Source organism: Cyclobacterium sp. (assembly GCF_014762705.1).
Classification (GTDB): Bacteria; Bacteroidota; Bacteroidia; order Cytophagales; family Cyclobacteriaceae; genus Cyclobacterium.
Genome location: NZ_JABURL010000060.1, coordinates 83885 through 108465, shown reverse-complemented (window position 1 = coordinate 108465; position 24581 = coordinate 83885). Strand labels below are relative to the sequence as shown.

The window sequence follows — 24581 nt, the reverse complement described above, 5'->3', positions numbered from 1 at the left end:
TGGAACGTGAATTAAAAGCCAGCACCCGACGTCATTTTGTCAAAAGCTGCGTCAGCGGAATGGGCGGTCTGGCGCTAGGCTCCATGTTTCTGGGATGCGAGGGACCAAAGAAAAAGGAAGGAGGTATGCAACTTTCGGAAAGAGATTTGAATCCACTGGCTCCCATGGCCCCTCCACTTTCGCCACAAATTCAGTCCGTAATTTATCTGCACATGGCTGGAGCCCCCTCTCAGCTGGAAATGTTTGACTACAAGCCGGAGCTCCTGAAGCTACATAACCAGGAATGTCCCGAATCCTTGCTGGAAGGCAGGAAATTTGCTTTTATCCGGGGAAGGCCGAAACTTCTGGGGCCCCAGGCAAAGTTTGAACAATCCGGGGAGTCCGGCAATTGGGTCTCTGATTACATGCCTCATTTCAAACAAGTAGTGGATGAGGTAGCTTTCCTGAAAGCCGTTCATACAGATCAGTTCAATCACGGGCCTGCCCAGCTTTTTATGCAAACAGGCAGCCCGAGGTTAGGCCGGCCAAGCATTGGTTCATGGGTCACCTATGGATTGGGGTCTGAAAACCAAAACCTGCCTGGATTTGTGGTGCTTACTTCCGGGGGAAAAACCCCGGATGCCGGAAAAAGTGTTTGGGGAAGTGGTTTTTTGCCTTCAGTTTATCAGGGTGTTCAGTGCCGGTCTAAGGGAGATCCGGTCTTGTACATTGAAGATCCGGATGGCATGGGTAGGAACCTGAAGCGAAAAATGCTGGATGCCATCAACAAAATAAATGAAGAGGACTTCCAAACCTATGCGGATCCTGAAATTCTTGCCAGGATCAATCAGTATGAAATGGCTTACCGCATGCAGATAGAAGTCCCTCAGGTGATGAACATCAATGATGAACCGGAATACATACAGCAAATGTACGGAACTGAACCGGGTGAGGAATCCTTTGCCAACAACTGCTTGCTGGCCCGGAAAATGGTAGAAAAGGGCGTACGTTTTGTTCAGCTTTACGATTGGGGCTGGGATGCCCACGGGACCGGTGAGAGCACTGCCATTGACATTGGCATGAAAGACAAATGCAGGGAAATTGACCGGCCCATAACTGCTTTATTGACCGACCTCAAACAAAGGGGCCTGCTGGATCAAACCCTGGTAGTCTGGGGTGGAGAATTTGGCAGAACCCCCATGCAGGAAAACAGGGAAGGGAAAACCCAAAGTTTCAAGGGAAGGGACCACCATGTAGATGCTTTTACCATGTGGATGGCAGGCGGCGGCATCAAAAAAGGTGCTTCCCATGGTCAAACAGATGAAATTGGCTTTTCAGGGGTGGAGGAAAAGGTATCCGTTCATGATGTGCATGCCACCATCCTGCATCTACTGGGCTTTGACCACGAAAAATTTACCTTTGATTTTCAGGGAAGACCCTTTCGGCTTACAGACGTGGAAGGGGAGATCATCCGGGAAATCCTGGCCTAGCAAAAAATCCCATAAATAAACCTATTCAATCCATTTACCTGATCCCCAATGAAAAGAAGAAATTTTATCCAAAACAGCAGTTTAGTGTCCATGGCCCTGGCCACCGGATCCGCCTGGTCCATGGGTTCAGAAATGCCCGGACAAAGGAAGTTCAGGCTAAGCCTGAATCCCTATGCCATTGGGGTAGACATCAATCAGGAAGAAATGATCGATAAAGCCCTGGAGTTTAATTTTGAAGCCATTTTACCGGTGCCGGGGCAACTGATGGACATGTCTCCCGGGAAGTTAAATGAATTTCTGGCCAAAAAGGAAGCCCATCAATTGACATGGGATGCTGCCGGCCTACCCGTTGATTTCAGGAAAGACAAGACCACATTTGAACAGGGACTAAAGGAATTGCCCAAAGCAGCCGCGACCCTTAGAAAATGCGGGGTGAGCAGGGTAAGTACCTGGATCATGCCTACGCATGATGAATTGTCTTACCTGGAGAATTTCAAACAACACAGTGAAAGGCTGGGAAAAGCAGCTCAAATTCTCGGAGAGGAAGGCTTAAAACTCGGGTTTGAATATGTAGGTACCAAAAACCTGAAAATCCGATCCCGATATCCTTTTGTAGGCACGATGAAAGAGATGCTGGAACTCATTGCTGATATTGACCGGCCCAACGTGGGCATTCAACTCGATAGTTTCCATTGGTACACTTCCAATGAAACCCCTGCAGATCTGGAAAAATTATCCAATGAGCAGATCGTTACCTGTGACCTCAATGATGCCACAGCCGGCAGGAGCCTGACCGAACAAATAGACGGTGAGCGACAGCTCCCGGGTGACAGCGGCCTGATTGACCTGAAGGGGTTTATGCAAGCCCTGGTAAATATTGGCTATGATGGTCCGGTTAGGGCAGAACCTTTTAATGCGAAATTAAACGCCATGGACAATGACAAGGCATTGGCCGCTACTTCAAAGGCCATGTGGCGAACCATCAACCTGGTTTAGAAAAGAGAAAACTTCAGCTTATTGGTCAGTATTTCCAGGGCTTTGATGGCCTTTACTGAATTTCCTTTTTCATTCAGTTCAGGAGACCATACGGCAATGCTGAACTTACCGGGCATCAGGGCGATTACACCTCCACCCACGCCGCTTTTGCCAGGCAGTCCTACCCGAAAAGCAAATTCACCTGATTCATCATAAAAACCACAGGTGAGCATCAGTGCATTGATTCGCCGGGTATGGCTTTCGTTGAGCACCTCCCTGTTGGCAAAAATGGAATAACCGTCATTGGCCAGAAAAGAAACGGACTTGGCCAACTCCTCACAGCACATTTCTATGGAACAATGGGAAACATAGGTTTTCACCACTTCCTGAATATCATTGTCAAAATTGTTGTATGCCTTTAAAAAGTAGGCCATGGCTGTATTCCTTTCCGCATGCCTGAGCTCGGACTGCATCACTTCCTCGTTGATGCGTACGCAATGCTGCCCTGCCAATTCATCAATATATTCCCGGATACATTGGATTGGGTTCTCAAATTTGCTGGTCAGGGCATCAGTGATGACCAGGGCTCCGGCATTCAAAAAGGGGTTTCTGGGTATACCTTGTTCATATTCCAACTGGGCAATTGAGTTGAAAGGATTGCCGCTGGGTTCCACATTAACCCTGGACCAGAGTTTACTGCGAAATACATGAAATACCATGGTAAGGGTAAATACCTTGGATATACTTTGAATGGAAAAAGGCTCCTGATAATCTCCGGCTCCGTAAACATTTCCCTTCAAATCCACCAAAGCCATTCCAAAACGATCGCCAGGAACTTTCGCCAACTCCGGGATATAATCTGCCACTTTGCCGGAAAGGCCCAGGGCATTCACCTCCTCATATACCGCTGAAATCAATCCCTGATAATCCATCGCTTAGGGGTTATATTTTAATGCTACCAAATGTCAAAATCAAAAATAACTTATTTATTGAAGCCATCCTTGTCATCACTGTGTCATTTTCATAAAAGAATCAACCATAAAAAAAGCAGTCAACCGGGATTCCGGCCAACTGCTTTCACTTCTAACCAACAAACCAAATTTATTCCACCGAAACGGCATCTACATTTTTAAAGTAAACCTGCTTGTCTGCATCCAAATCCACCAAAACCGCACTATCGCTCTTGATGTATCCACTAAGGATCTGTTTGGACAATTCGTTCAATACCATGCGTTGCATGGTTCTTTTCAGCGGTCTGGCCCCAAATTGTGGATCATAACCTACTTCACCCAAATGGTCCAGCACCTCCCTGGTAGCATCAATTTCAATATTCGATTCTGCCAAACGCTGCTGGATCTCTCTCCACTGGATATCTACAATTTTTCGTAGTATTTCCTTGTTTAGCGGCTCAAACATAATGGTCTCATCTATGCGGTTCAGGAATTCCGGACGAACAGATTTCTTCAATAGGGCGAAAACCTCTTCTTTGGTGCTTTCCATTACCTGCTCCTTGTTCCATTCATCCATGGTATCAAATCGCTCCTGTATCAAAGTAGAGCCAATATTTGTAGTCATGATGATGATTGTATTTTTAAAGTTGGCTACCCTACCCTTATTGTCTGTCAGCCTGCCATCATCCAATACCTGTAGCAGGATATTGAATACATCCGGATGGGCCTTTTCAATTTCATCCAGCAAAACAACAGAATAGGGTTTTCTCCGGACAGCTTCGGTCAGTTGTCCACCTTCATCATAACCCACATATCCGGGAGGTGCGCCTACCAGGCGACTGACTGCATGTCGCTCCTGGTACTCAGACATGTCTATCCTTACCATGGCATTTTCATCACTAAAGAGGTATTCAGCCAGTGCCTTGGCCAGCTCGGTCTTTCCTACTCCCGTGGTTCCCAAGAAGATAAATGAACCTATGGGCCGCTTGGGGTCCTGCAATCCGGCCCTGCTTCTTCGCACAGCATCTGAGATGGCCGCTATGGCTTCACGCTGACCTGCCACTCTTTTACCCAATTCATCTTCCAGGTAAAGTAGTTTTTCCCGTTCGCTCTGAATCATCTTGGCAAGGGGAATGCCGGTCCATTTGCTGACTACCGCAGCGATATCCTCGTTGTCCACTTCTTCCTTCAGCAATGGGGAGCCTTCCTGCATTTCCTTGAGCTGATTCTGAAAGGATTGCAGCTTTTTCTCGCTCTCCACAATCTTTCCATAGCGTATTTCAGCCACCTTACCGAAATCACCAGACCTTTCTGCTTGCTCTGCCTCTAGTTTAAACTTGTCTATGTTTTCTTTCTCTCGCTGAATGCCCTGGATGACAGCTTTTTCGCTTTCCCATTTGGCCTTAATGCCCTGCCTTTTTTCTGTAAGCTCAGCCAATTCTTTGCTGAGAACGGTTTCCTTGTCTTTGTTCTTTTCCCTGCGGATCGCCTCCCGCTCAATCTCCAGCTGCATGATCCGCCTGTTGAGCTCATCCAGCTCCTGGGGCAATGAATCTATTTCCATTCTTAGCTTGGCAGCAGCTTCGTCCATCAGGTCAATGGCTTTGTCCGGCAGGTAACGGTCTGAAATATAGCGTTGGGACAACTCTACCGCAGCAATAACAGCATCGTCTTTAATACGCACACCATGATGCAATTCATATTTGTCCTTGATACCTCGCAGAATAGATATGGCATCAGCAGCATCAGGCTCATCTACGATCACCTGCTGGAACCTTCGTTCCAGTGCTTTGTCCTTTTCTATATACTTCTGGTATTCCTTGAGGGTAGTCGCTCCTATGGCATGCAGTTCTCCTCTGGCCAGGGCAGGTTTCAGCAGGTTAGCCGCATCCATGGCACCTTCTCCACCTCCACCTGCACCGATCAGGGTATGGATCTCATCTATGAATAGTATGATTTCTCCCTCCGAATCGGTAACCTCCTTGATCACTGCCTTTAGCCTTTCCTCAAACTCTCCTTTGTACTTGGCTCCTGCCACCAGCAAGCCCATATCCAGGGAAATAAGGATTTTGCTTTTGAGGTTTTCCGGTACATCCCCGCTGACGATTCTTTGGGCCAGGCCTTCCACTATGGCTGTTTTACCCACCCCAGGTTCGCCTAACAAAATGGGATTGTTTTTAGTCCTTCTGGCCAGGATTTGTAAAACCCGCCTGATTTCTTCATCTCTACCGATCACAGGATCAATTTTACCTTTTTTGGCCAATTCATTCAGGTTTTTAGAATACCTTTCCAGGGACCTGTATTTGGATTCTGCGTTTTGATCTGTCACTTTATTTCCTTTTCTTAATTCCTTTATTGCTTCAATTAATTTCTTTTCACCCAGTCCCTGATCCTTTAATAGCTGGGCTGCCTTGTCAGAACCGGCCAAAATCCCCAACACCAGGTGTTCCACCGCAACAAACTCATCTCCGAATTCTTTCAGGTAATCCTTTGCCTTTTGCAGTACCTGATTGGTTGCATTGGAAAGATAGGGCTGTTGGCCGCTTACCTTGGGAAGTTGCTGGATGATTTCATCCAGCTTTTGTGTAAGCAAGTTGCTATTGACCCCCAATTTTTTAAACAAAAATTCAGTGACATTGCTGTCTTCCTGAATAATCCCCTTGAGCAAATGAGCTGGCTCAATAAGCTGTTGCTGCCCTGCGGTACAAAGCTCGAGGGCTTTTTGTATGGCCTCCTGAGACTTAATGGTAAATTGTTTGAAATCCATGATGTTATGGGTTAAGTGCTGTGTATTGACATTGTCTTTTGTTCAATTTATCAAATATGCAACCAAATCCAATTTACAGGAAAAACCTGCAAATATGTCCGATTTCGAACAGTGAATCAGCTTTTTTCAGACTTTTTGGCAGAAAAAATAAGGGTTTCTCTTCAAAATAGAAATTGGAAAGGGAATACCTGCATTATGAAGCGTTTTAATTATCTTTAAGCTTAAATTGCCTTCGATGAAAAAACTGATTTTACCTCTGTTGCTAAGCCTGTTTCTTTTTTCATGTGGGGACCAAGCTCAGAAAAAACCGAATATTGTTTTTATTTTAGTGGATGACCTGGGCTGGGCGGATATTCAGGCTAACTATTCGGAAACTTATTACGAAACACCAAATCTGGACCGCATGGCAGCTGCGGGCATGCGGTTTACACAAGCATATGCTGCCCATCCGGTATGTAGCCCGACAAGAGCTGCACTGATGACCGGAAAACATCCCAACCGGGTCAATATAACCGATTGGATTCCGGGCTTCAGCCGGAACATGGACAACTGGACGTTGGAAACACCTGCAATAAATCATGAACTGGCATTGAGTGAAACCACCATGGCTGAAAAATTCAAAGAAGGGGGATACCGGACATTCTTTATTGGCAAGTGGCATTTGGGAGAAGAAGACCGATTCTGGCCTGAACATCAGGGGTTCGATATTAATATTGGGGGATGGAGCGTAGGAGCGCCACAGCTAAAAAAAGGAGAAGCCAATGGCTACTATTCTCCCTATGGCAACCCGAGGCTTGAAGACGGTCCGGAAGGAGAATACCTTACCAACAGGTTAACAGCGGAAAGTATTGCGTTGATCCAGGATAACTGCGACAATCCTTTTTTACTTTATCTTTCCTTCTACACCGTGCATACACCTATTCAGGCAGCACCGGAGCGCTACGAATATTTTCAGGAGAAAAAAAACAAACTTGGGCTGGAAGCTGATCAGGTTTCCTACAAAGCAGAGGGAAGTGGTCAAACCAAATTGATACAGGACAATGCAGCTTACGCCTCCATGGTGGCTGCCTTGGATAGCAATGTAGGGAAAATCCTTCAGGCCCTGGAAGAGGCCGGATTGGAGGAAAATACCTGGGTGGTCTTGACCAGTGATAATGGTGGACTTTCCACCCTTTTTACCGAAGGGGCACCTACTGCCAACGGACCTTTGAGAGCGGGAAAAGGCTGGTGCTATGAAGGTGGCATCAGGGTACCCCTGATAATCAAGGGACCAGGCATTAAAAATGGGGGAGCCATTTCGGATACCCCCGTGATCAGTATGGACATGTTTCCTACGCTACTTAGTCTGGCCGGGATCCCCCATGAAGCCAATGATGGAAAGAATCTGGTACCCCTGCTGGAGGGGGAGAGTCAATTGGACAGGAAAAGTTTGATCTGGCATTATCCCCATTACCATGGAAGTGCCTGGAAGCCGGGTTCCGCCATTAGGGAGGGCAAATGGAAGCTGATCCACTTTTATGAAAACAAAGTTAGCGAGCTTTTTGACCTGGAAAAAGATCCGGGAGAAAATGAAGATCTCAGCGGAGTATTTCCGGAAAAAGCAGCTGAGTTGCAGCACAAACTGATGCAGCAGCTGGAGGCTACAGGAGCCAGGTTTCCCAGGCATAAACGCTGATTAAACGTAAGAGGGTTGACGGCAGCTTAGAGATTTGAACCAATTGATAGGTCGTTGTTGTTTTGAGTGGCCCGAAAAAAACGAAATTCATGCAAGAAAAAAATAAACAAGACATCAGAAAACTGGATTTGGCTGCATTGGAGCATTATTTTATATCCATAGGAGAAAAGAAATTCAGGGCCCGGCAGGTGTATGAATGGTTATGGAACAAGTCACTCAAAAATTTTGATGACATGACCAATATTTCCAAAACCACCCGGGAAATATTAAAAGAAAATTTCAGCATCAATCATATCCATGTAGACCATTTTCAACGCAGCAGTGATGGCACCATCAAAAATGCAGTCAAACTATTTGACAACAAAATTGTGGAGTCTGTCCTTATCCCCACGACAAAGCGCATTACAGCTTGTGTATCTTCTCAGGTAGGCTGCAGTCTGGACTGTAATTTTTGCGCAACTGCCAGGTTGAAAAGAATGAGAAACCTGAATCCGGATGAGATTTATGATCAGGTGGTGGCCATACAGCAAGAGGCCAGGATCTACTATGAACGCCCCCTGACCAACATCGTATTCATGGGTATGGGAGAACCTTTGCTCAATTACCAAAACGTATTGGCAGCCATAGAAAAAATCTGCTCCCCGGAGGGTTTGGGAATATCCCCAAAACGTATCACATTGTCTACAGTGGGAATAGCAAAAATGATCCGTAAACTGGCGGATGAGGAGGTTAAATTCAATTTGGCGCTTTCCTTGCATTCTGCTATAAATGAAACCAGGAGTCGGCTAATGCCTATCAATGAGTCCAACACTGTAGAGGACCTTGCGGATGCTTTAAAGCATTGGTATGCCAAAACCAAAAGAAAAGTCACTTATGAATATGTGATTTGGGATGGTATTAATGATGACGAGGCCCATGCCAGGGCATTGGTGAAATTCTGCAAGCATGTGCCTTCAAAAGTCAATATTATCCAATACAATCCTATTGACGAGGGGGAATTCAGGCAAGCCTCAGCTGACAAAGTAGCTTTATACCTCCAAATCCTGAACGCTGCTGGAATTGTGGCCAAGGTCAGAAAATCCCGTGGTCAGGACATTGATGCAGCCTGCGGTCAATTGGCCAATAAAAATGAGGTGTAAGAAATAATGCAAGTTATTTCGTATATGAATTCCTTTTTTTTAAATTTGAAATACATATTCAATAACAACAATGGATTTTCAGACCCTTATAGACAAATCACTTACCGTTTTTAATGAGCATGGGTACCGCCGTACAGATATGGAGTTGTTAATGGAGCAGCTACAGATCAGGCCATCTGATTTTAAAAGAGAATTCACTGATTTTGAGGACCTGATCACAAAGATTTTTTACAGCCTGTGTTCTGAATCGGATGCTGCCACAGCTGAAATTGACAAAAACAGCACTTCCCTGGAATTACTGTATGCAAGCACCATCAGTTCCTATCGCATCCAGGTCAAATACCGTTTTTTCTTCATGGACTTAGGTACCATAATCAACAACCATGAGCCCGTCAAGGACCGTTACTTTGAGTTGATTTCATTGCGGAAGGCCCAATTGATTCACCTGTTTACTTTACTGCGTCAGGAAAATATTTTTGTTGAGGAAAACTTCACTGGAAGCTACGAAAACCTGGCCAATCAAATGACCATGTTATCTGACTACTGGCCCACCCATAACCAGATCATTTTCGGCAAGGAAATTTTCCATTTCCAGTATTATAGCAAATTGGTTTTTTCAATGGTCTTACCTTTTCTTACAAAAGAAGGGTTGAAATCATACGAAAAAATACTGGGGTATGACAAATCAGACCATTAATTTGACTCATACATCTTTATTACTAAAATCAAAGAGTTTGCGTTTCTCTTCTTTACTCAGGTTATCATAGCCTTTTTCAGCAATTTTATCCAGTATCCTGTCAATTTCTTCCTGGGTGCTACTACTTCCGCCAGACGTTTTATTTGGTCTGCTTTTGGTTGAAGTACCTTTCCCTGAATCCGGCCCTCTCCTGTAAGTCACTTTCACTTTAGGCTTGGAAGTAAATAATTTTTCAAAAAACTGGCCAATTGCCTGAATGGGTCTGCCCATGTCTATCCCTTTATTAAGCTGAAGGATATAAAAATACCCCAGTGCGGCACCACCCAAATGGGCCAACTCCCCACCGGCATTGGAACCTGCCGAATTGGCAAAAGCAATCAACACGTAAAATATGGCAATGTATTTTATTTTTACCGGGCCGATAAGGAGGAGGTGAAACTGTGTATCGGGCCTTAGTGTGGCCGCAGCGACTACGATCGCATAAACCCCCGCACTTGCTCCCAGCATCAATGCGGCATCAACCTTATCACTAAAATAGGGGGCAATATTGTACAACACCATATACAATAAACCACCGGCAATTCCTCCCAGAAAATAAAGGTTGACCAACTTACGGCTACCCAAATACTCCTGAACCAATAAACCAAACCAGTATAAAAAAAGCAGGTTAAAAATGATATGTAAAAAACCTTCATGTAAAAACATGTAACTGATCAGGGTCCAGGGCTGCATCAAAAACCTGGTGATCGAGGCCGGCATCATGAAAAAGGATACAATGGACCGATAGACTTCTTCCGCACCTCCTATGGTCAGAAAAACCCTCAACACCATTAGAACCAAAAAAGCCAATAAATTTATCGCAATAATCTTATACAGACCATTATCTTTATGGTCAAAGGCATGCCTGATATGATACCAAAATCCTCCGTACATTTTTTCTTAATAAAAATTTCTTCTGTCTTTTTTCCAGTATACGACCAACACAGCACCGATCATCAGCCCGGATAGGTGCGCAAAATGAGCTACATTATCAGTGGGATTAGATACAAATATATTATAAACTGTGTATAGTCCATAGAACAATACAAGGTATTTTGCCTTTACCGGCATTGGCGGAAAGAGCAAAAACAACTGGGTATTCGGAAACAGCATACCAAAAGCAATGAGAATCCCGAAAAGTGCCCCGGAAGCACCTACCATAGGAATGTTTGCCTGACTTTCCCTGACATCAAGCATGGCTCTTTTGGCCTGTTCCTGAATTTCATAATTATCTGGATTTCTGCTGTAACTGTCAATAAAATCGTAAATGGCTGGATTAAACATGTGCCGGTTGTCAGAAACAAAGCGATTGAATGACTCAGGATCCGGATTAGCGGTAAAGGCTTCTATGCTATTGCTCAGCTTTCCCATCTTATAGGCATTGTAGCCGGAATACATCACTCCGGACCCTACCCCACAAACCATCCACAATATCAAAATTTTCTTTGGTCCAAGAAACTGCTCCAAAAGAGGCCCAAAAATAAATAGCCCAAACATATTGCTGAAAAGATGCCAGAAGTCCGCATGCATAAACATATAGGTCACAAACTGAAAAGGCATGAAAAACCTGCTCTCCACATAGTAAAGGGCAAATAGACTTTTAAGTTGTGGTATAAAAAAGGAGACGACTACGTGCATCCCCACAGTGATTAGCAGGAGGTTCTTCACAATGGGGGTAAGGGCTCTGAACATAGGTTTTTGTTTATTTTCAGGAATAGAAAAATCTTTCTATTTTATTTAAATCCAATTTAATAAAGGTCTTGCTCCCTTCCGGGCTATAATTTGGGTTTTGACAGGCAAACAACTGGCCAGCAAGGTTTTCCATTTCCTGGCTTTTTAATTGATCTCCTTTCTTTATGGAAGTTTTCTTTGCCAAAGACCTTGCCAGGTTTTCTTTTCTTCCGAGTGATAGTTCATCTTTAAAATGTTTGAATTGTTCCAGCATTTCTTCAAAAAGCACTTTTTCGCTGGCAATATGAATATCGGTAGGGACGCCGTTGATCAGGATGGAATGTTTGCCAAAAACCGTCAATTGAAATCCAAGGTTGTTCAATTCTTCTTTTAAATCCATGACCAGGGCAAAGTCTGCAGGACTCAGTTGGATATTTTGCGGGAAAAGGCATTGTTGGGAAGCCCCCGCTGATTGATCCAGTTGCCTGATATACCTTTCGTATAGGATCCGTTGATGCGTGGCCTGTTGGTCAAAAACAAGCATGCCGGAGGACGTTTGGGTTACGAAGTAAGCTTGCCCTATCTGAAATGTTTTCCCCGGACCTGCGGCCAGCTGTTCCGTAGAAATATCCGCACTATTGGCTTTGCTGGGAAAGGTCTTAATCTGGCCGGTTCCCTGTTTTTCCTTTTCAGGGTCAAAATGGATGGCTCTTTCTTCATGATCCTGCTGGAACATTTGTTCCCATCCTCTTGCGTCTTTGTTTAGGGAGCTGGGTCCCCTGAAAGTCCTGTAGTTGTTTTCCGTACTTACCTCATGGCCTTTGTTGTTGTCATTGTCCCAATTGTCCGTAAAATTAACGTCCAGGCTAAAGTCAATGGTGGGAACTACATGGTGTGCTCCCAAGGCCTGCTTTACGGCAGACCTGACTACCCCATATATGGTTCTTTCGTCATCAAACTTGATCTCAGTTTTGGTTGGATGAACGTTGATATCAATATGTTTCGGATCAATGGTTAAGAAAAGCACATAAAAAGGATGTTGGTCTGAACTGATGAGCGCTTCAAAGGCATTCAGCAAGGCGTGGTGAAGGTAATTACTTCTTATATAGCGGTTGTTGACGAAAAAAAATTGTTCTCCACGGGTTTTTTTGGCTTGTTCAGGCGTTCCTACGTACCCTTTGATATCTATGTGGGGAGATGATTCCTGACATACTATTAGCTGGTTTCTATATTGCTTCCCAAAAATACCTACTATTCTTTTACTGAGCTTTCCGGAGGCTAGTTTAAACAGCTCCATGTCGTTTTGGTAAAAAGAAAATGCCACCTCCGGGTATGCCAGTGCAATCCGTTGAAATTCCTCCAGCAGGTGTTTGGTCTCCACCGCATTGGATTTTAGAAAATTTCTCCGGGCAGGAACATTAAAGAAAAGGTTTTTTACCGCTATAGAGGTGCCGCCCTGAAAAACTACTGGTTCCTGCTTCTTTACCATAGACCCCTCAATTTGGATCAGGCTGCCCAATTCGTCTCCCTCGCGTTTGGTTTTCAATTCAACCTGGGCCACCGCTGCTATGGAAGCCATTGCCTCACCTCTAAATCCATGGGTGCGGATATTAAACAGGTCTTCTGATCTTTTGATCTTGGAGGTGGCATGCCTTTCAAAGCACATCCGTGCATCTGTAATGGACATCCCTATGCCGTCATCAATGACCTGGATGAGGGATTTTCCTCCATCCCTTACCACTACCTGAATGTTTTTGGCACCGGCATCAATGGCATTCTCCAAAAGTTCTTTTAACGCGGAAGAAGGTCTTTGGACTACCTCCCCGGCTGCAATTTGATTGGCGATCGCATCAGGCAACAACTGAATCAGGTCATTCATTTTTTTTACGGGGTTTTGACTTGAACAGCCCGATCAATAAGGCTACTGCCGATCCCAGATAAAGCAGGTAGTAAATAATATCAGGACCAAAGTACAAGTACCCCCCAAACCCGCCTACAAGCAAAACAAAAATTATGGTACGCATCATTCCGGCACTCTGTAGTAGGCCAGAGGGCTGCTTCTTTATAGGACTTCCACTGGTAAATGCTCCCCTGATGGCAGAGCCATGGCGATACCCCAACTTCTGTTTCAATCCATTTTCATCAGGCGAAAGCACTCCTTTGGCCTCTAAATCTCTTTTGATACCCTCAGTCCTGCTTTGGATTTCTTCTTTTACCGGATCATAATGCCTTGGATTGATCTGAAATCTTCTTGGTTGGTTTACCCTGAATATAGATGGAAATTTCATGCTGTCAGTTGTCTGTTTTCAAGGTTCGGTAAGGTGATCTGATGTTTAGGAGTACTTGGAGGAATCCAAAACTGGGAAAAAAACATTGTACCACCGAAACCGAATTTAATTAACTATTGTTTTTTGAATAAATTTACACCTGTTCATCACTTTTACATAGGTAGAAATCCGGAAATTATGTATGTTTGGATAATTCCGGGATTTGTATTACACAAAGTTATCCTTAAATTATTACCAATAAAATTTTAACACGCCCATGTGTCAAAAAGTTTATGCTTTGTCCATTTGTTGCATCCTACTTTTAGGATTGGTTTCCAGCCACTCGTATGCACCTGATCTGGATCTTTTTCAAAGTGAAAACACTACTGCCCAGCAAGTTTGGGTAGACAGTGTGTTTAATAACCTGACCTTTGAGGAACGCCTCGGGCAACTATTCATGGTAGCTGCCTATTCCAACAAAGGAAAAGACCATCAGGAAGAAATTTCTCAGTTGATACAGCGTGAAAACCTTGGGGGCCTGATTTTTTTTCAGGGAGGACCTGTTCGTCAGGCTCATTTGACCAATGAATACCAGAAGCTGGCAAAGACACCACTTTTCATTGCCATGGATGCAGAATGGGGCCTTGGCATGAGATTAGACAGTGTGCTGAGGTTTCCTAAACAGATGACCCTTGGAGCAGCTAAGGACGAAGTACTCGTTTACCATATGGGCAGAGAGATTGCGCGACAATTTCAGGAAATGGGCATGCATATCAATTTTGCACCTGTAGTGGATGTCAATTCTGATCCAGATAATCCTGTCATAGGCTACCGTTCTTTTGGGGAAGAAAAGCAATTGGTCAGCAGAAAATCTTTGGCCTACATGCAAGGGCTGCAGGACCATGGCATCATTGCCAATGCCAAACATTTTCCGGGTCATGGAAACACCAATTCTGATTCTCATTACACCACACCGGTCATTATGAGCAGTAAAGAAAAAATTGTGGACATAGATCTATATCCCTACCGGGAAATGATTGATAAAGGTTTGATGAGTGTCATGGTGGCTCATTTGCATATTCCCAGCCTTGGAAGTGAAGACAAGCTTCCAACCACTTTATCTCCCAAGGTGGTCACCGGACTGCTTAGAGAGGAAATGAATTTCCAGGGGCTCATTTTTACTGATGCCCTTAACATGAAGGGAGTAAGTGACCTGTACAAGCCGGGAGAAGTGGATCTGCTGGCTTTGCTTGCAGGAAATGATATTCTTTTGTACGCCGAAGATGTGCCAAAATCGAAAAAATTGATTCTGGAGGCAGTGGAACAAGGGAAAATCAGCAAGGAAGAAATCGACCAAAGAGTACGCAAGGTATTGAATGCAAAATACTGGGCAGGTTTGCATCGACCACAACAGATCAACCCCCAAAAATTGGTGGAGCGTTTGAGCAATTTTGGAACTAAAGCCCTGATCGAACAACTATATGCATCTTCCATAACTGTCTTAAATAATCAGGACGAAGCTATACCTGTACGCCACCTTGACATGGGCCAGATGGCTTCGCTAACCCTGGGCGGTAAAGGAGAAACTTTTAAATCCTTTCTTGATAAGTATGCGGCCTTCACCCACTACACCCTTAGGACCAATAGCAATCGGGATAATTACGCTGCCATGGAGGCAAACCTGAAAGACTACAACACGATCGTGGTCGGAGTGATGGGAATGACCAACAACAGCCGGAGAAATTTTGGTCTTAATGAGGAGGAAATTGCTTTCATCAACAGGCTTCAGGAAACCCACCAAGTCATCACCGTAGTTTTTGGCAATGCCTATTCTGCTGCAAAATTCAGGGAGCAGAAAAACCTGGTATTGGTTTATGAGGAAAATGAATTTACCGAAAGTCTGGCTCCTCAGGTAATCTTCGGGGGAAGACCCGGAACAGGCAAGCTACCAATAAGTCTGGATCAGGGTTGGGCTTTGGGTCATGGCATTCAGACAGCTACATTGGATCGCCTGGCTTACAGCACACCTGAAGCCCAAAACATGGATAGCCGGGAATTATTAAAAATTGACCGGCTTATGGAAAAAGCCATAGCAGACAAAGCCACACCAGGGGGTACTGTACTGGTGGCAAAAAATGGATCGGTGGTGCTTGAAAAGTCCTATGGACATTATGATTACAGCAAGAGCCAGGCCGTTACCGAAAACACCCTGTACGATTTGGCCTCGCTGACGAAGGTAATGGCCACCACACAAGCCATTATGTTTCTTGAGGGCCGGGGATTTATTGATCTGGATGAAAAACTGGAAACTTACCTTCCTGAATTGGCAGGTAGCAATAAGGCCGATATCCGCATCAGAGACATCCTGACTCATGAGGCCGGCTTGTTACCTTATATTCCCCATTTTACCCAAACACTTGAAGGATCCGAGTGGAAAAGGGAATATTACAGCCGCAACAATCAGCCTCCCTTTACCTTGCCGGTAGCTGACGGGGTGTTTGCACACCATTCTTTGCCAGACAGCCTCTGGAAATGGACGGTAGATTCCGATCTCAGGTATAAAGGAAGCAAAAGCAGGGGATATAGTTATCGGTATTCAGATGTTGGCATGTATATATTGCATCGGTTGATCGAAACTATGGTAAACCAACCCATGAATGAATTTCTGGAGCAACAATTCTACAGTCCTTTGGGTATGAACCATTTTGGTTTTTTACCCTTGCAAAAGTTCGATCAAAGCCAAATTGCCCCAACAGAGGACGACAGGCTTTTCCGGAAAACCCTGGTACAGGGTTATGTGCATGATCCAGGGGCCGCCCTGTATGGGGGAGTGGCCGGTCACGCAGGCCTGTTTGGAACAGCCAATGATCTGGCCAAATTAATGCAAATGATGCTTCAGGGGGGAAAGTACGGTGCGGTAGAAATATTAGATCAGGAAACCATTGATAAATTTACCAGCAAGCAATCTTTTCAGAGCAGAAGGGCTTTGGGTTGGGACAAACCTGATCCGGAAAAAGATAAAGGACCTACCGGAAACCTGGCCCCTCCAGGTACTTTTGGCCATACCGGATTCACCGGAACAGCTGCCTGGGCTGATCCGGAAAACCAATTGATTTATATTTTTCTATCCAACAGGGTTCATCCGGATGCAGGAAATAACCGGTTATTGAGGGACAATGTACGCTCCGACATCCAGGACATTGTCTACAAGTCTTTAAAAACCCAAATACTTTTGGCCGAAAAATGAACAAATTAACAGGGATAACGTGTTAAAGTTTGATACATAAATCTGGCTTGGCCTTTAAAAAAAACAAAAAAAATGAAAATCGGGATAGTCTGTTACCCGACATTTGGGGGAAGCGGCGTGGTCGCTACTGAACTGGGAAAAGCCCTTTCTGCCAAAGGTCATGAGATTCATTTCATTACTTACAGTCAGCCCACCAGGCTGGATTTTTTTAGTGAAAACCTGTTCTACCATGAGGTGGATATCAAGAGTTATCCCTTGTTTGAGCATGCGCCATACGAACTAGCCCTGGCAAGCAAAATGGTCAATGTAGTGAAGTACGAAGGATTGGATTTGTTACACGTGCACTATGCCATTCCACATGCTTCAGCAGCCTATATGGCCAAACAAATTTTAAAAAAGCAAGGCATCAACATTCCGGTAGTTACCACTTTGCATGGCACGGACATTACCCTGGTGGGAAAAGACCCCAGCTATGAGCCTGTGGTGACTTTCAGCATCAATGAATCCGATGGAGTAACTGCGGTATCAGAGGATCTGAAGAAGGACACTTTTCTACATTTTGATATTCATACCCATATTGAAGTCATTCCCAATTTCATTGACCTCAACAGATTTAAAAAACAAAAGAAGGAACATTTCAAGAAGGCCATTTGCCCTATGGATGAAAAACTCCTGGTTCACACCTCCAATTTTCGTAAAGTAAAACGGGTAGAGGATGTGATCAGGGTCTTTTTTGAGGTGCGCAAAGTTATTCCGGCCAAGCTTCTGCTGGTTGGAGATGGTCCTGAGAGGGATAAAATGGAAAGGTTATGCCGTCAGTTGGGTACCTGTGAGGACATCAGGTTTTTGGGTAAGCTGGAAGCGGTGGAAGAGGTGTTATCCGTAGCAGATCTTTTTCTCATGCCATCAGAAAAGGAAAGTTTTGGTCTTGCAGCATTGGAGGCTATGGCTTGCGAGGTCCCCTTATTGACCAGCAATGTTGGGGGCATTCCTGAATTGAATATCAATGGAGAGACAGGCTTCCTTTGCGAAGTGGGAAATATTGCTGAAATGACCGAAAAGGCACTTTTTATTTTAGATGGCAAAAATTTGCCCAATTTTAAAAAGAATGCCCTGGCCCGGGCAAAGATGTTTGATGTGTCGGCAATACTGCCTAAATATGAGACATTCTACACTAAAACCATCGAAAATTCTCTTCTAGCTTCAAATCTCTGATTAAAATCATAATTTATTTTCTTAAATAATGCAACCCCTGGTAACAAGCTTTTCGTTTAGAGTACATATAATCTTCGATTAAGGATAATATTCCTTAACTTAGGCATCAAAATTGAAGGTAAGATATCGATAAAAAATTACTTGAATAATGAAAAAAATTGGAAGATTGGACCGTCCGGACAATAGCGGGAGTGCTAAAATGTTTGCCAATCCAGTTTTGGAAAAATTGAGCAGAACCCATATCAGTATACCCATAGCCATGTTTTTGGGGGTTGGCACTTTCTCAATTTATATGGGGATAACGACAACGGATATTTCTTTTTTAAAGGCAGGTTTACTGATGTCAGGTGGATTTCTGGTATTTACTTTTGTAGAATATCTGTTGCACCGCTATGTATATCACATGGTACCGGATACTAAATTTAAAGATAAGCTTCAGTATTCCATGCATGGTGTACACCATGACTATCCAAAAGACAAGGACCGATTAGCCCTTCCACCGTTTATTACAGGGATGTATGCCGCTATACTTTATTTCCTGTTTGATTTCATCATGGGAGAAATGGCCCTTTATTTCCTACCGGGCTTTTTAATTGGGTATGCCATGTACCTGGGGGTGCATTTTCTGGTACATGCTTACCAGCCACCAAAAAACTTCCTTAAAACCCTTTGGGTAAACCATGCCATACACCATTACAAAGATCCTGATGTAGCGTTCGGAGTAAGTACACCACTTTGGGATTTTGTCTTTGGCACTGTACCAAAAAAACAACATTGAATTCCAATGGCAGCTATTGGTGGAGAATGATTCATTCGTTAAAAAGCGGCAATTCATGGAATTGACCGCTTTTTTAATGATTATTGTTCATTAATTTCGCTGTAATCGATTGTCCATTCCGGAAAGTTAAATACTTTAAAGATGACCATAAGTATCATTGGATTAGGTTGGCTGGGTACGCCACTGGCTGCAGAGCTCCAAAATCAGGGATATACCGTAAAAGGAAGTACCACAAAACCAGACAAAAGAGCCCTTTTGCGTGCGGATGGCATTGAGGCTTTTCAGCTTATCCTGGACCCCGTGGTGAAAGGGGAATTGCCGGTATCCCTGTTTGATACTGACATCTTGCTAATAAATGTACCTCCTTCCCGACGGAGTAAGCCAGCAGATTTTCATCCGAAACAAATCCAGCAGCTTAAAGATTTAATCGTCCAAAATCAGATTAAAAAGGTTTTGTATGTAAGTGCCACCTCTGTATACCCTGGTGAAAACCAATTGGCACGGGAAACCACACCATTGTCCCTGGCCAATACCGGAAACCCTACCCTGCTGAATGCAGAAAACCTATTGTGGGAAAACAAAAACTATGACCTGACCGTGATCCGCTTTGGCGGCCTTCTGGGGGATGACAGGATTCCGGGAAGATACTTCTCCGGTAAAGAAAATGTTGCCGGTCATCCGCCGGTTAATTACATTCATCGCAGGGATGCTGTACGAGCTATACCCTGGATTCTGACAAACAGGCTGTGGAACGAAACTTTCAATATCGTGAGTCCGGTACATCCCTCCAAAAAAGAAGTATTTGAAAAAAATGCCGCTGACTTTGGTTTCCCCCCACCTGCAAGTTATGAAAATCCGGAAAGGCAGTTATGGAAAAAAATCTCCCCTGATAAATGGATACAAACAGGTTTTATCTTTGATTTTGACAACCCTCTGGACTTCAGCTATACCCCGTAATGGATGAATGATTTACTAAAATCTGAAGGTGGAAAACTCCATTCCAAAAAATCATAAATTAATTGACAAAAAGCTATCCGTTAAAAATCCCAGCAATCCGAATCAACTTTCAAAAAAATAGCCTGTTAATAATAATATACCGATTTTTTAAAATTAAACAATTTTAATTCTGGTATTAAAAAATTAAAATATTGATATTCAAATATATTTGTAAACCCGCATAAGCGGTTTTTAAAAAATAACTTAATAAGCTAATTTTGTCAGCAGAACATAAATAACCCATGGATAAATATTCTTACATCGCCAATGCCCATGTAGCCTACATAGACGAGCTATATGATGACTACAAAAAAGATCCTGAAGCCATCGACAGCAGCTGGAAAGCATTTTTTGATGGTTTTGAGTTTGCCATCAGTAAATACGGAGAGGATGAAAACGGAGGGGCGGCAGCAGATGTGCAGGGTCCTGTAAACGGCAATCTGGCCACTAAGGGCACCATTATGGATATGGAGAGATTGCCAAAGGAGATAAAGGTTAGGGCCCTGATCCATGCCTACCGGTCCAGAGGCCATCTCAGATCCAAAACCAATCCTGTCAGAGAAAGGAGAGATCGGAAGGCGTTATTGGACCTGGAAGATTTCGGACTGGATAAGAACGATTTGGACACGGTATATCAGGCCGGAAACGAAATTGGGATAGGAGATGCCAAGCTTTCAAAGATTATTGAATCCCTTAAGATCATATATGAGGGATCCATGGGCTTTGAATACCTTTATATCCGGGATCCCGAAATGCTGGATTGGTTCAGGATCAAGGTAGAAAAGGATGCGCTGGAATTCAATCCCCCTCTGGAGGATAAAAAAAGAATCCTTTCCAAGCTGAATGAAGCGGTGGTTTTCGAAAATTTCCTGCATACCAAGTATTTGGGGCAAAAAAGATTTTCTCTGGAAGGGGGGGAAAGTACCATTCCGTTTTTGGATTCCCTGATCAACCAGGCATCGGATAGCGGTGTGGAAGAGGTAATGATAGGCATGGCTCACAGGGGCCGGCTAAACGTGCTGGCCAATATCATGGGAAAAACCTACGAGCAGATATTCTCGGAATTTGAAGGCACGGCCAAGCCTGACCTTACCATGGGCGATGGAGATGTAAAATATCACCTTGGATTTTCCTCCGAAGTACCCGCAAAGAACGGGAAATTGATGATTTTGAAACTGGCCCCCAACCCCTCTCACCTGGAGGCAGTAAATCCTGTAGTAGAGGGTTTTGTAAGGGCTAAGATAGATGACCATTATGCAGGTGATGAAGATAAAATGATCCCCATACTAATCCATGGGGATTCAGCAGTGGCCGGACAGGGAGTAGTATATGAGGTCACCCAAATGGCCAACCTCAAAGGATATTATACTGGAGGGACCATTCATTTTGTGATCAACAACCAGGTAGGTTTTACCACTGATTTTGATGATGCCAGAAGTTCGATTTATTGTACAGATGTGGCGAAAATCATAGATGCACCGGTCATTCATGTAAACGGGGATGATCCTGAAGCGGTAGTCTATGCGGCCAAACTGGCTGTCGATTTCCGGCAAAAATTCAACAAGGACATATTTGTGGATATGGTCTGCTACAGGAGGCATGGGCACAACGAATCGGATGAACCAAAATTTACCCAGCCCGAACTGTATAACCTTATATCCAAGCATCCCAATCCCCGGGAAATATATAACAAGACATTACTGGAGAGAGGGCAGGTTGATGCCAAACTGGCCAAGCAAATGGACAAGGAGTTTCGTCAGCTTTTGCAGGACCGACTGAATTTGGTCAAGGAAAAACCCCTTCCCTATTCCTTCAGCCCATTTGAAAAAGCCTGGAAGGCACTGGACCGGGCAAAACCCGAAGATTTTGAAAAATCTCCGGATACGGGCATCAGTACCGATTCCATAGAAAAAATAGCAGAGGCCCTTACTGTGCTTCCCAAAGGATTTAAACCCATCAAGCAGATCGAGGCTCAGCTCAAGCAGCGGAAGGAAATGTTTTTCCAGACCAAATCATTGAATTGGGCTGCAGGAGAGTTGCTGGCCTATGGCTCTTTGCTTTTGGAGGGCAAAACAGTCCGTATCACTGGTCAGGATTGTCAAAGGGGTACCTTTTCCCACAGACATGCAGTGGTACATGATGCGAATACCAACAAGCCCTACAATTCCCTGAAAGAACTTAAAGACAGCAAAGGTAAATTCTACATTTACAATTCCTTGTTATCGGAATATGCGGTTTTGGGATTTGAATACGGGTATGCCATGGCCAACCCCAATGCCCTTACCGTCTGGGAAGCGCAATTTGGGGATTTCGCCAATGGGGCACAAACCATGATCGACCAGTTTATTACCTCCGGCGAATCCAAATGGCAAAAAATGAACGGACTGGTCATGTTGCTTCCCCATGGTTATGAGGGGCAGGGTCCTGAGCACTCCAATGCCAGGCCTGAAAGATTCCTGCAGCTGGCTGCCGAGTACAATGTGGTGGTGGCCAATGTGACCGAACCGTCCAATTTCTTTCATTTGTTGCGGCGGCAGCTGGCATGGAACTTCAGAAAACCCTGCATAGTCATGTCTCCCAAATCCCTTCTTCGCCACCCCAAGGTGGTATCTCCACTGGAAGAATTTACCAAAGGGTGTTTCAGGGAAATAATGGTCGATGAGCAAATGGATCCCAAGAAGGTAAAACGAGTGGTTCTCTGCTCCGGAAAAATATTTTACGAACTGGCCGAAATGAGGGAAAAGGAAAAGGTAGAAGATGTGGCAATTATCAGAGTGGAACAACTTCACCCCCTTCCAAAAAATCAGATCCTGAAAGCCATTAAAGCCTATGGCAAAAACGTGGAAACCCTATGGGTCCAGGAAGAACCAGAAAACATGGGTTATTGGGCATTTATGGTGAGAAATTTATTCAAAGATCTGAATATGGACGTGATCGCCAGAAAAGCCAGTGCTTCTCCTGCAACGGGTTACCATAAAGTACACCTGGCAGAACAAAAGCAAATTTTAGAAAAGGCATTAAAAATAAATTCCTAATTTTCCATTTCATAACTTATTATTTTAAAACTAATTTTGAAATTTTCAAGCCGGTACATCTCCGAAGTCCGGATAAAATCAAATAACCGATGAGCATAGCAATCAAAGTCCCCGCCGTAGGCGAATCCATCACCGAGGTCACCGTAGGGCAGTGGTTTAAAAAAGATGGAGAATTTGTAGAAATGGACGAGGTCCTTTGTGAACTTGAATCCGACAAAGCCACTTTTGAGCTTACTGCCGAGTCGGCAGGTATACTTCACACCAAAGCGGAAGAAGGTGAAACCCTGGAAATTGGCGCAGTGATTTGCGAAATTGATGCTGATGCCAAAGAAGAAACCAAAACAGAAAAGCCAGCAACCAAAAAGGAAGCGGACACTGGTGAAAAAGTTGAAAAAACCAAAAGCACTGGTGAAATCAAGGAAATGCACGTTCCTACAGTGGGGGAATCCATCACCGAAGTGACCCTTGCATCCTGGCTAAAGGAAGATGGGGATTTTGTGGAATTGGATGATATCATTGCGGAAGTAGATTCGGATAAAGCTACTTTTGAATTGCCTGCTGAGGCATCGGGTATATTGAGACATGTGGCGGCTGAAGGGGAAACCCTGGAAATTGGCGGATTGATTTGTAAAATAGAACTAACAGATGGCCCGGCCGCCGGGGAAACATCCTCCGCCAGTGAAAGTGATACCAAGGATGAAGGCAAACAGAAAAGCTCTGGTAAGGAAAGTTATGCCACAGGTCATGCTTCTCCTGCAGCCGCGAAAATACTGGCTGAAAAAGGAATCGATCCCAAATCAGTAAATGGTACTGGAAAGGATGGCCGCATCACCAAAGAAGATGCGGATAAAGCAGAAAAGAAAACTGCTCCCTCCCCATCAAAAACTACCGCTACAAAAGAAAAAGCAGAAGAGGAAAAACCTGCTGCTGTGACAAAGGGAGAACGGCCAAGTCGAAGGGAAAAAATGAGTTCCCTGAGAAAAACCATTTCAAGACGGCTCGTTAGTGTCAAAAATGAAACGGCCATGTTAACCACTTTTAATGAAGTGAACATGAAGCCTATCATGGATTTGAGAAAACAATACAAAGACAAGTTCAAGGAGCGTTACGAGGTAAACCTGGGATTCATGTCCTTTTTTACCAAAGCGGCATGCATTGCGCTGGAAGAGTGGCCGGCAGTCAATGCGCAAATTGATGGAAACGAACTTGTATACCATGATTTTTGTGATATTTCTATAGCCGTATCTTCTCCCAAAGGATTGGTAGTTCCTGTAATCAGAAACGCAGAACAACTCTCCTTTGCTGAAATTGAGAAAGAAGTGGTACGTCTGGCGGTTAAGGCTAGAGATGGTAAATTGACCATAGACGAAATGACCGGTGGCACCTTTACCCTGACCAATGGGGGGATTTTTGGGTCCATGATGTCCACCCCTATCATCAATGCCCCACAGGCAGCCATTTTGGGCATGCACAATATTGTAGAAAGACCCATGGCGGTAAACGGTGAGGTAAAGATCCTTCCTATGATGTATCTGGCACTTTCCTATGACCACCGTATCATTGATGGCAGGGAGTCTGTAAGCTTTCTGGTCCGCATGAAGCAATTGCTGGAAGATCCCGCAAGGCTTTTACTCGGCATCTAAAGTTTTTTCAACCTTTCC

The 24581-nt window shown here is 44.3% G+C and carries 17 protein-coding genes; 11 read left to right on the top strand and 6 right to left on the bottom strand.

Annotation, left to right across the window (positions count from 1 at the left end):
• Both HUJ21_RS11580 and HUJ21_RS11575 read left to right on the top strand, forming a co-directional pair.
• Nucleotides 1-1469 (top strand): DUF1501 domain-containing protein (locus HUJ21_RS11580; RefSeq protein WP_291369914.1); only part of this gene is annotated, 1469 nt, incomplete at its 5' end.
• Between the two features lie 48 nt (nucleotides 1470-1517).
• Nucleotides 1518-2465 carry a sugar phosphate isomerase/epimerase family protein gene (locus tag HUJ21_RS11575; protein WP_291369912.1) on the top strand — a complete coding sequence of 316 codons (948 nt, stop codon included), beginning with the start codon at nucleotides 1518-1520 and terminating at the stop codon, nucleotides 2463-2465.
• On the opposite strand, the gene HUJ21_RS11570 is transcribed toward HUJ21_RS11575, so the two are convergent.
• Together HUJ21_RS11570 and clpB are read right to left on the bottom strand one after the other, a co-directional pair.
• Nucleotides 2462-3376, bottom strand: coding sequence for a glutaminase (locus HUJ21_RS11570; protein WP_291369910.1), 915 nt, complete (start codon nucleotides 3374-3376; stop codon nucleotides 2462-2464). The two genes, HUJ21_RS11575 and HUJ21_RS11570, sit on opposite strands and share 4 nt — an antisense overlap.
• Nucleotides 3377-3545: 169 nt before the next feature.
• Nucleotides 3546-6161: an ATP-dependent chaperone ClpB gene (gene clpB, locus HUJ21_RS11565; protein ID WP_291369908.1), complete on the bottom strand. Its 2616-nt coding sequence runs from the start codon at nucleotides 6159-6161 to the stop codon at nucleotides 3546-3548.
• Between the two features lie 235 nt (nucleotides 6162-6396).
• Here clpB and HUJ21_RS11560 point away from each other — a divergent pair, with 235 nt between their 5' ends.
• The 3 genes from HUJ21_RS11560 (at nucleotide 6397) to HUJ21_RS11550 (ending at nucleotide 9672) form a co-directional block, all read left to right on the top strand.
• Nucleotides 6397-7836, top strand: a complete 1440-nt coding sequence (locus tag HUJ21_RS11560; protein WP_291369902.1) for a sulfatase — start codon at nucleotides 6397-6399, stop codon at nucleotides 7834-7836.
• An 89-nt stretch (nucleotides 7837-7925) separates the two neighbouring features.
• Entirely contained in the window at nucleotides 7926-8975 is a 1050-nt protein-coding gene (rlmN, locus tag HUJ21_RS11555; protein ID WP_291369900.1) for a 23S rRNA (adenine(2503)-C(2))-methyltransferase RlmN, read from the top strand.
• 70 nt (nucleotides 8976-9045) lie between these two features.
• The gene (locus HUJ21_RS11550) at nucleotides 9046-9672 is read left to right on the top strand and encodes a TetR/AcrR family transcriptional regulator (protein WP_291369898.1); all 627 of its coding nucleotides are present in this window, start codon (nucleotides 9046-9048) and stop codon (nucleotides 9670-9672) included.
• A 6-nt stretch (nucleotides 9673-9678) separates the two neighbouring features.
• Here the strand turns inward: HUJ21_RS11550 and HUJ21_RS11545 are convergent, their stop codons facing one another.
• Genes HUJ21_RS11545 through HUJ21_RS11530 form a run of 4 tightly spaced genes read right to left on the bottom strand, consistent with a single transcriptional unit; the run spans nucleotide 9679 to nucleotide 13670 of the window.
• Nucleotides 9679-10605 carry a rhomboid family intramembrane serine protease gene (locus HUJ21_RS11545; protein WP_291369896.1) on the bottom strand — a complete coding sequence of 309 codons (927 nt, stop codon included), beginning with the start codon at nucleotides 10603-10605 and terminating at the stop codon, nucleotides 9679-9681.
• Between the two features lie 6 nt (nucleotides 10606-10611).
• Complete coding sequence (locus tag HUJ21_RS11540; RefSeq protein ID WP_291369894.1) at nucleotides 10612-11403, bottom strand: rhomboid family intramembrane serine protease; 792 nt, start codon at nucleotides 11401-11403, stop codon at nucleotides 10612-10614.
• A 16-nt stretch (nucleotides 11404-11419) separates the two neighbouring features.
• Nucleotides 11420-13261, bottom strand: coding sequence for a DNA mismatch repair endonuclease MutL (gene mutL, locus HUJ21_RS11535; protein WP_291369892.1), 1842 nt, complete (start codon nucleotides 13259-13261; stop codon nucleotides 11420-11422).
• Complete coding sequence (locus tag HUJ21_RS11530) at nucleotides 13254-13670, bottom strand: hypothetical protein (protein WP_291369890.1); 417 nt, start codon at nucleotides 13668-13670, stop codon at nucleotides 13254-13256. The genes mutL and HUJ21_RS11530 overlap by 8 nt, the downstream gene beginning before the upstream one ends.
• A 256-nt stretch (nucleotides 13671-13926) precedes the next feature.
• Between HUJ21_RS11530 and HUJ21_RS11525 the strand changes: the two genes are divergently transcribed.
• The 6 genes from HUJ21_RS11525 to odhB all read left to right on the top strand — a co-directional run bounded on the left by HUJ21_RS11525 (nucleotide 13927) and on the right by odhB (nucleotide 24563).
• Nucleotides 13927-16896 carry a glycoside hydrolase family 3 N-terminal domain-containing protein gene (locus HUJ21_RS11525; protein ID WP_291369888.1) on the top strand — a complete coding sequence of 990 codons (2970 nt, stop codon included), beginning with the start codon at nucleotides 13927-13929 and terminating at the stop codon, nucleotides 16894-16896.
• 72 nt (nucleotides 16897-16968) lie between these two features.
• Nucleotides 16969-18111, top strand: coding sequence for an N-acetyl-alpha-D-glucosaminyl L-malate synthase BshA (gene bshA / locus HUJ21_RS11520; protein WP_291369886.1), 1143 nt, complete (start codon nucleotides 16969-16971; stop codon nucleotides 18109-18111).
• Nucleotides 18112-18259: 148 nt separating this feature from the next.
• Entirely contained in the window at nucleotides 18260-18889 is a 630-nt protein-coding gene (locus tag HUJ21_RS11515; RefSeq protein ID WP_291369884.1) for a sterol desaturase family protein, read from the top strand.
• A gap of 141 nt (nucleotides 18890-19030) precedes the next feature.
• Complete coding sequence (locus HUJ21_RS11510) at nucleotides 19031-19846, top strand: NAD(P)-binding domain-containing protein (RefSeq protein ID WP_291369882.1); 816 nt, start codon at nucleotides 19031-19033, stop codon at nucleotides 19844-19846.
• A gap of 281 nt (nucleotides 19847-20127) precedes the next feature.
• The gene (locus tag HUJ21_RS11505; protein ID WP_291369880.1) at nucleotides 20128-22920 is read left to right on the top strand and encodes a 2-oxoglutarate dehydrogenase E1 component; all 2793 of its coding nucleotides are present in this window, start codon (nucleotides 20128-20130) and stop codon (nucleotides 22918-22920) included.
• Between the two features lie 89 nt (nucleotides 22921-23009).
• Nucleotides 23010-24563, top strand: a complete 1554-nt coding sequence (gene odhB / locus HUJ21_RS11500; protein WP_291369878.1) for a 2-oxoglutarate dehydrogenase complex dihydrolipoyllysine-residue succinyltransferase — start codon at nucleotides 23010-23012, stop codon at nucleotides 24561-24563.
• Nucleotides 24564-24581 lie beyond the last annotated feature (18 nt).

Excerpts from the sequence above, each read along its gene's own strand:
- HUJ21_RS11530 (WP_291369890.1), bottom strand. The coding sequence starts at position 13,670 with ATGAAATTTCCATCTATATTCAGGGTAAACCAACCAAGAAGATTTCAG.
- bshA (WP_291369886.1), top strand. The coding sequence starts at position 16,969 with ATGAAAATCGGGATAGTCTGTTACCCGACATTTGGGGGAAGCGGCGTG.
- HUJ21_RS11525 (WP_291369888.1), top strand. The coding sequence starts at position 13,927 with ATGTGTCAAAAAGTTTATGCTTTGTCCATTTGTTGCATCCTACTTTTA.
- rlmN (WP_291369900.1), top strand. The coding sequence starts at position 7,926 with ATGCAAGAAAAAAATAAACAAGACATCAGAAAACTGGATTTGGCTGCA.
- mutL (WP_291369892.1), bottom strand. The coding sequence starts at position 13,261 with ATGAATGACCTGATTCAGTTGTTGCCTGATGCGATCGCCAATCAAATT.
- odhB (WP_291369878.1), top strand. The coding sequence starts at position 23,010 with ATGAGCATAGCAATCAAAGTCCCCGCCGTAGGCGAATCCATCACCGAG.
- HUJ21_RS11570 (WP_291369910.1), bottom strand. The coding sequence starts at position 3,376 with ATGGATTATCAGGGATTGATTTCAGCGGTATATGAGGAGGTGAATGCC.
- HUJ21_RS11505 (WP_291369880.1), top strand. The coding sequence starts at position 20,128 with ATGGATAAATATTCTTACATCGCCAATGCCCATGTAGCCTACATAGAC.
- HUJ21_RS11560 (WP_291369902.1), top strand. The coding sequence starts at position 6,397 with ATGAAAAAACTGATTTTACCTCTGTTGCTAAGCCTGTTTCTTTTTTCA.
- HUJ21_RS11515 (WP_291369884.1), top strand. The coding sequence starts at position 18,260 with ATGAAAAAAATTGGAAGATTGGACCGTCCGGACAATAGCGGGAGTGCT.
- HUJ21_RS11545 (WP_291369896.1), bottom strand. The coding sequence starts at position 10,605 with ATGTACGGAGGATTTTGGTATCATATCAGGCATGCCTTTGACCATAAA.
- HUJ21_RS11550 (WP_291369898.1), top strand. The coding sequence starts at position 9,046 with ATGGATTTTCAGACCCTTATAGACAAATCACTTACCGTTTTTAATGAG.
- clpB (WP_291369908.1), bottom strand. The coding sequence starts at position 6,161 with ATGGATTTCAAACAATTTACCATTAAGTCTCAGGAGGCCATACAAAAA.
- HUJ21_RS11540 (WP_291369894.1), bottom strand. The coding sequence starts at position 11,403 with ATGTTCAGAGCCCTTACCCCCATTGTGAAGAACCTCCTGCTAATCACT.
- HUJ21_RS11575 (WP_291369912.1), top strand. The coding sequence starts at position 1,518 with ATGAAAAGAAGAAATTTTATCCAAAACAGCAGTTTAGTGTCCATGGCC.
- HUJ21_RS11510 (WP_291369882.1), top strand. The coding sequence starts at position 19,031 with ATGACCATAAGTATCATTGGATTAGGTTGGCTGGGTACGCCACTGGCT.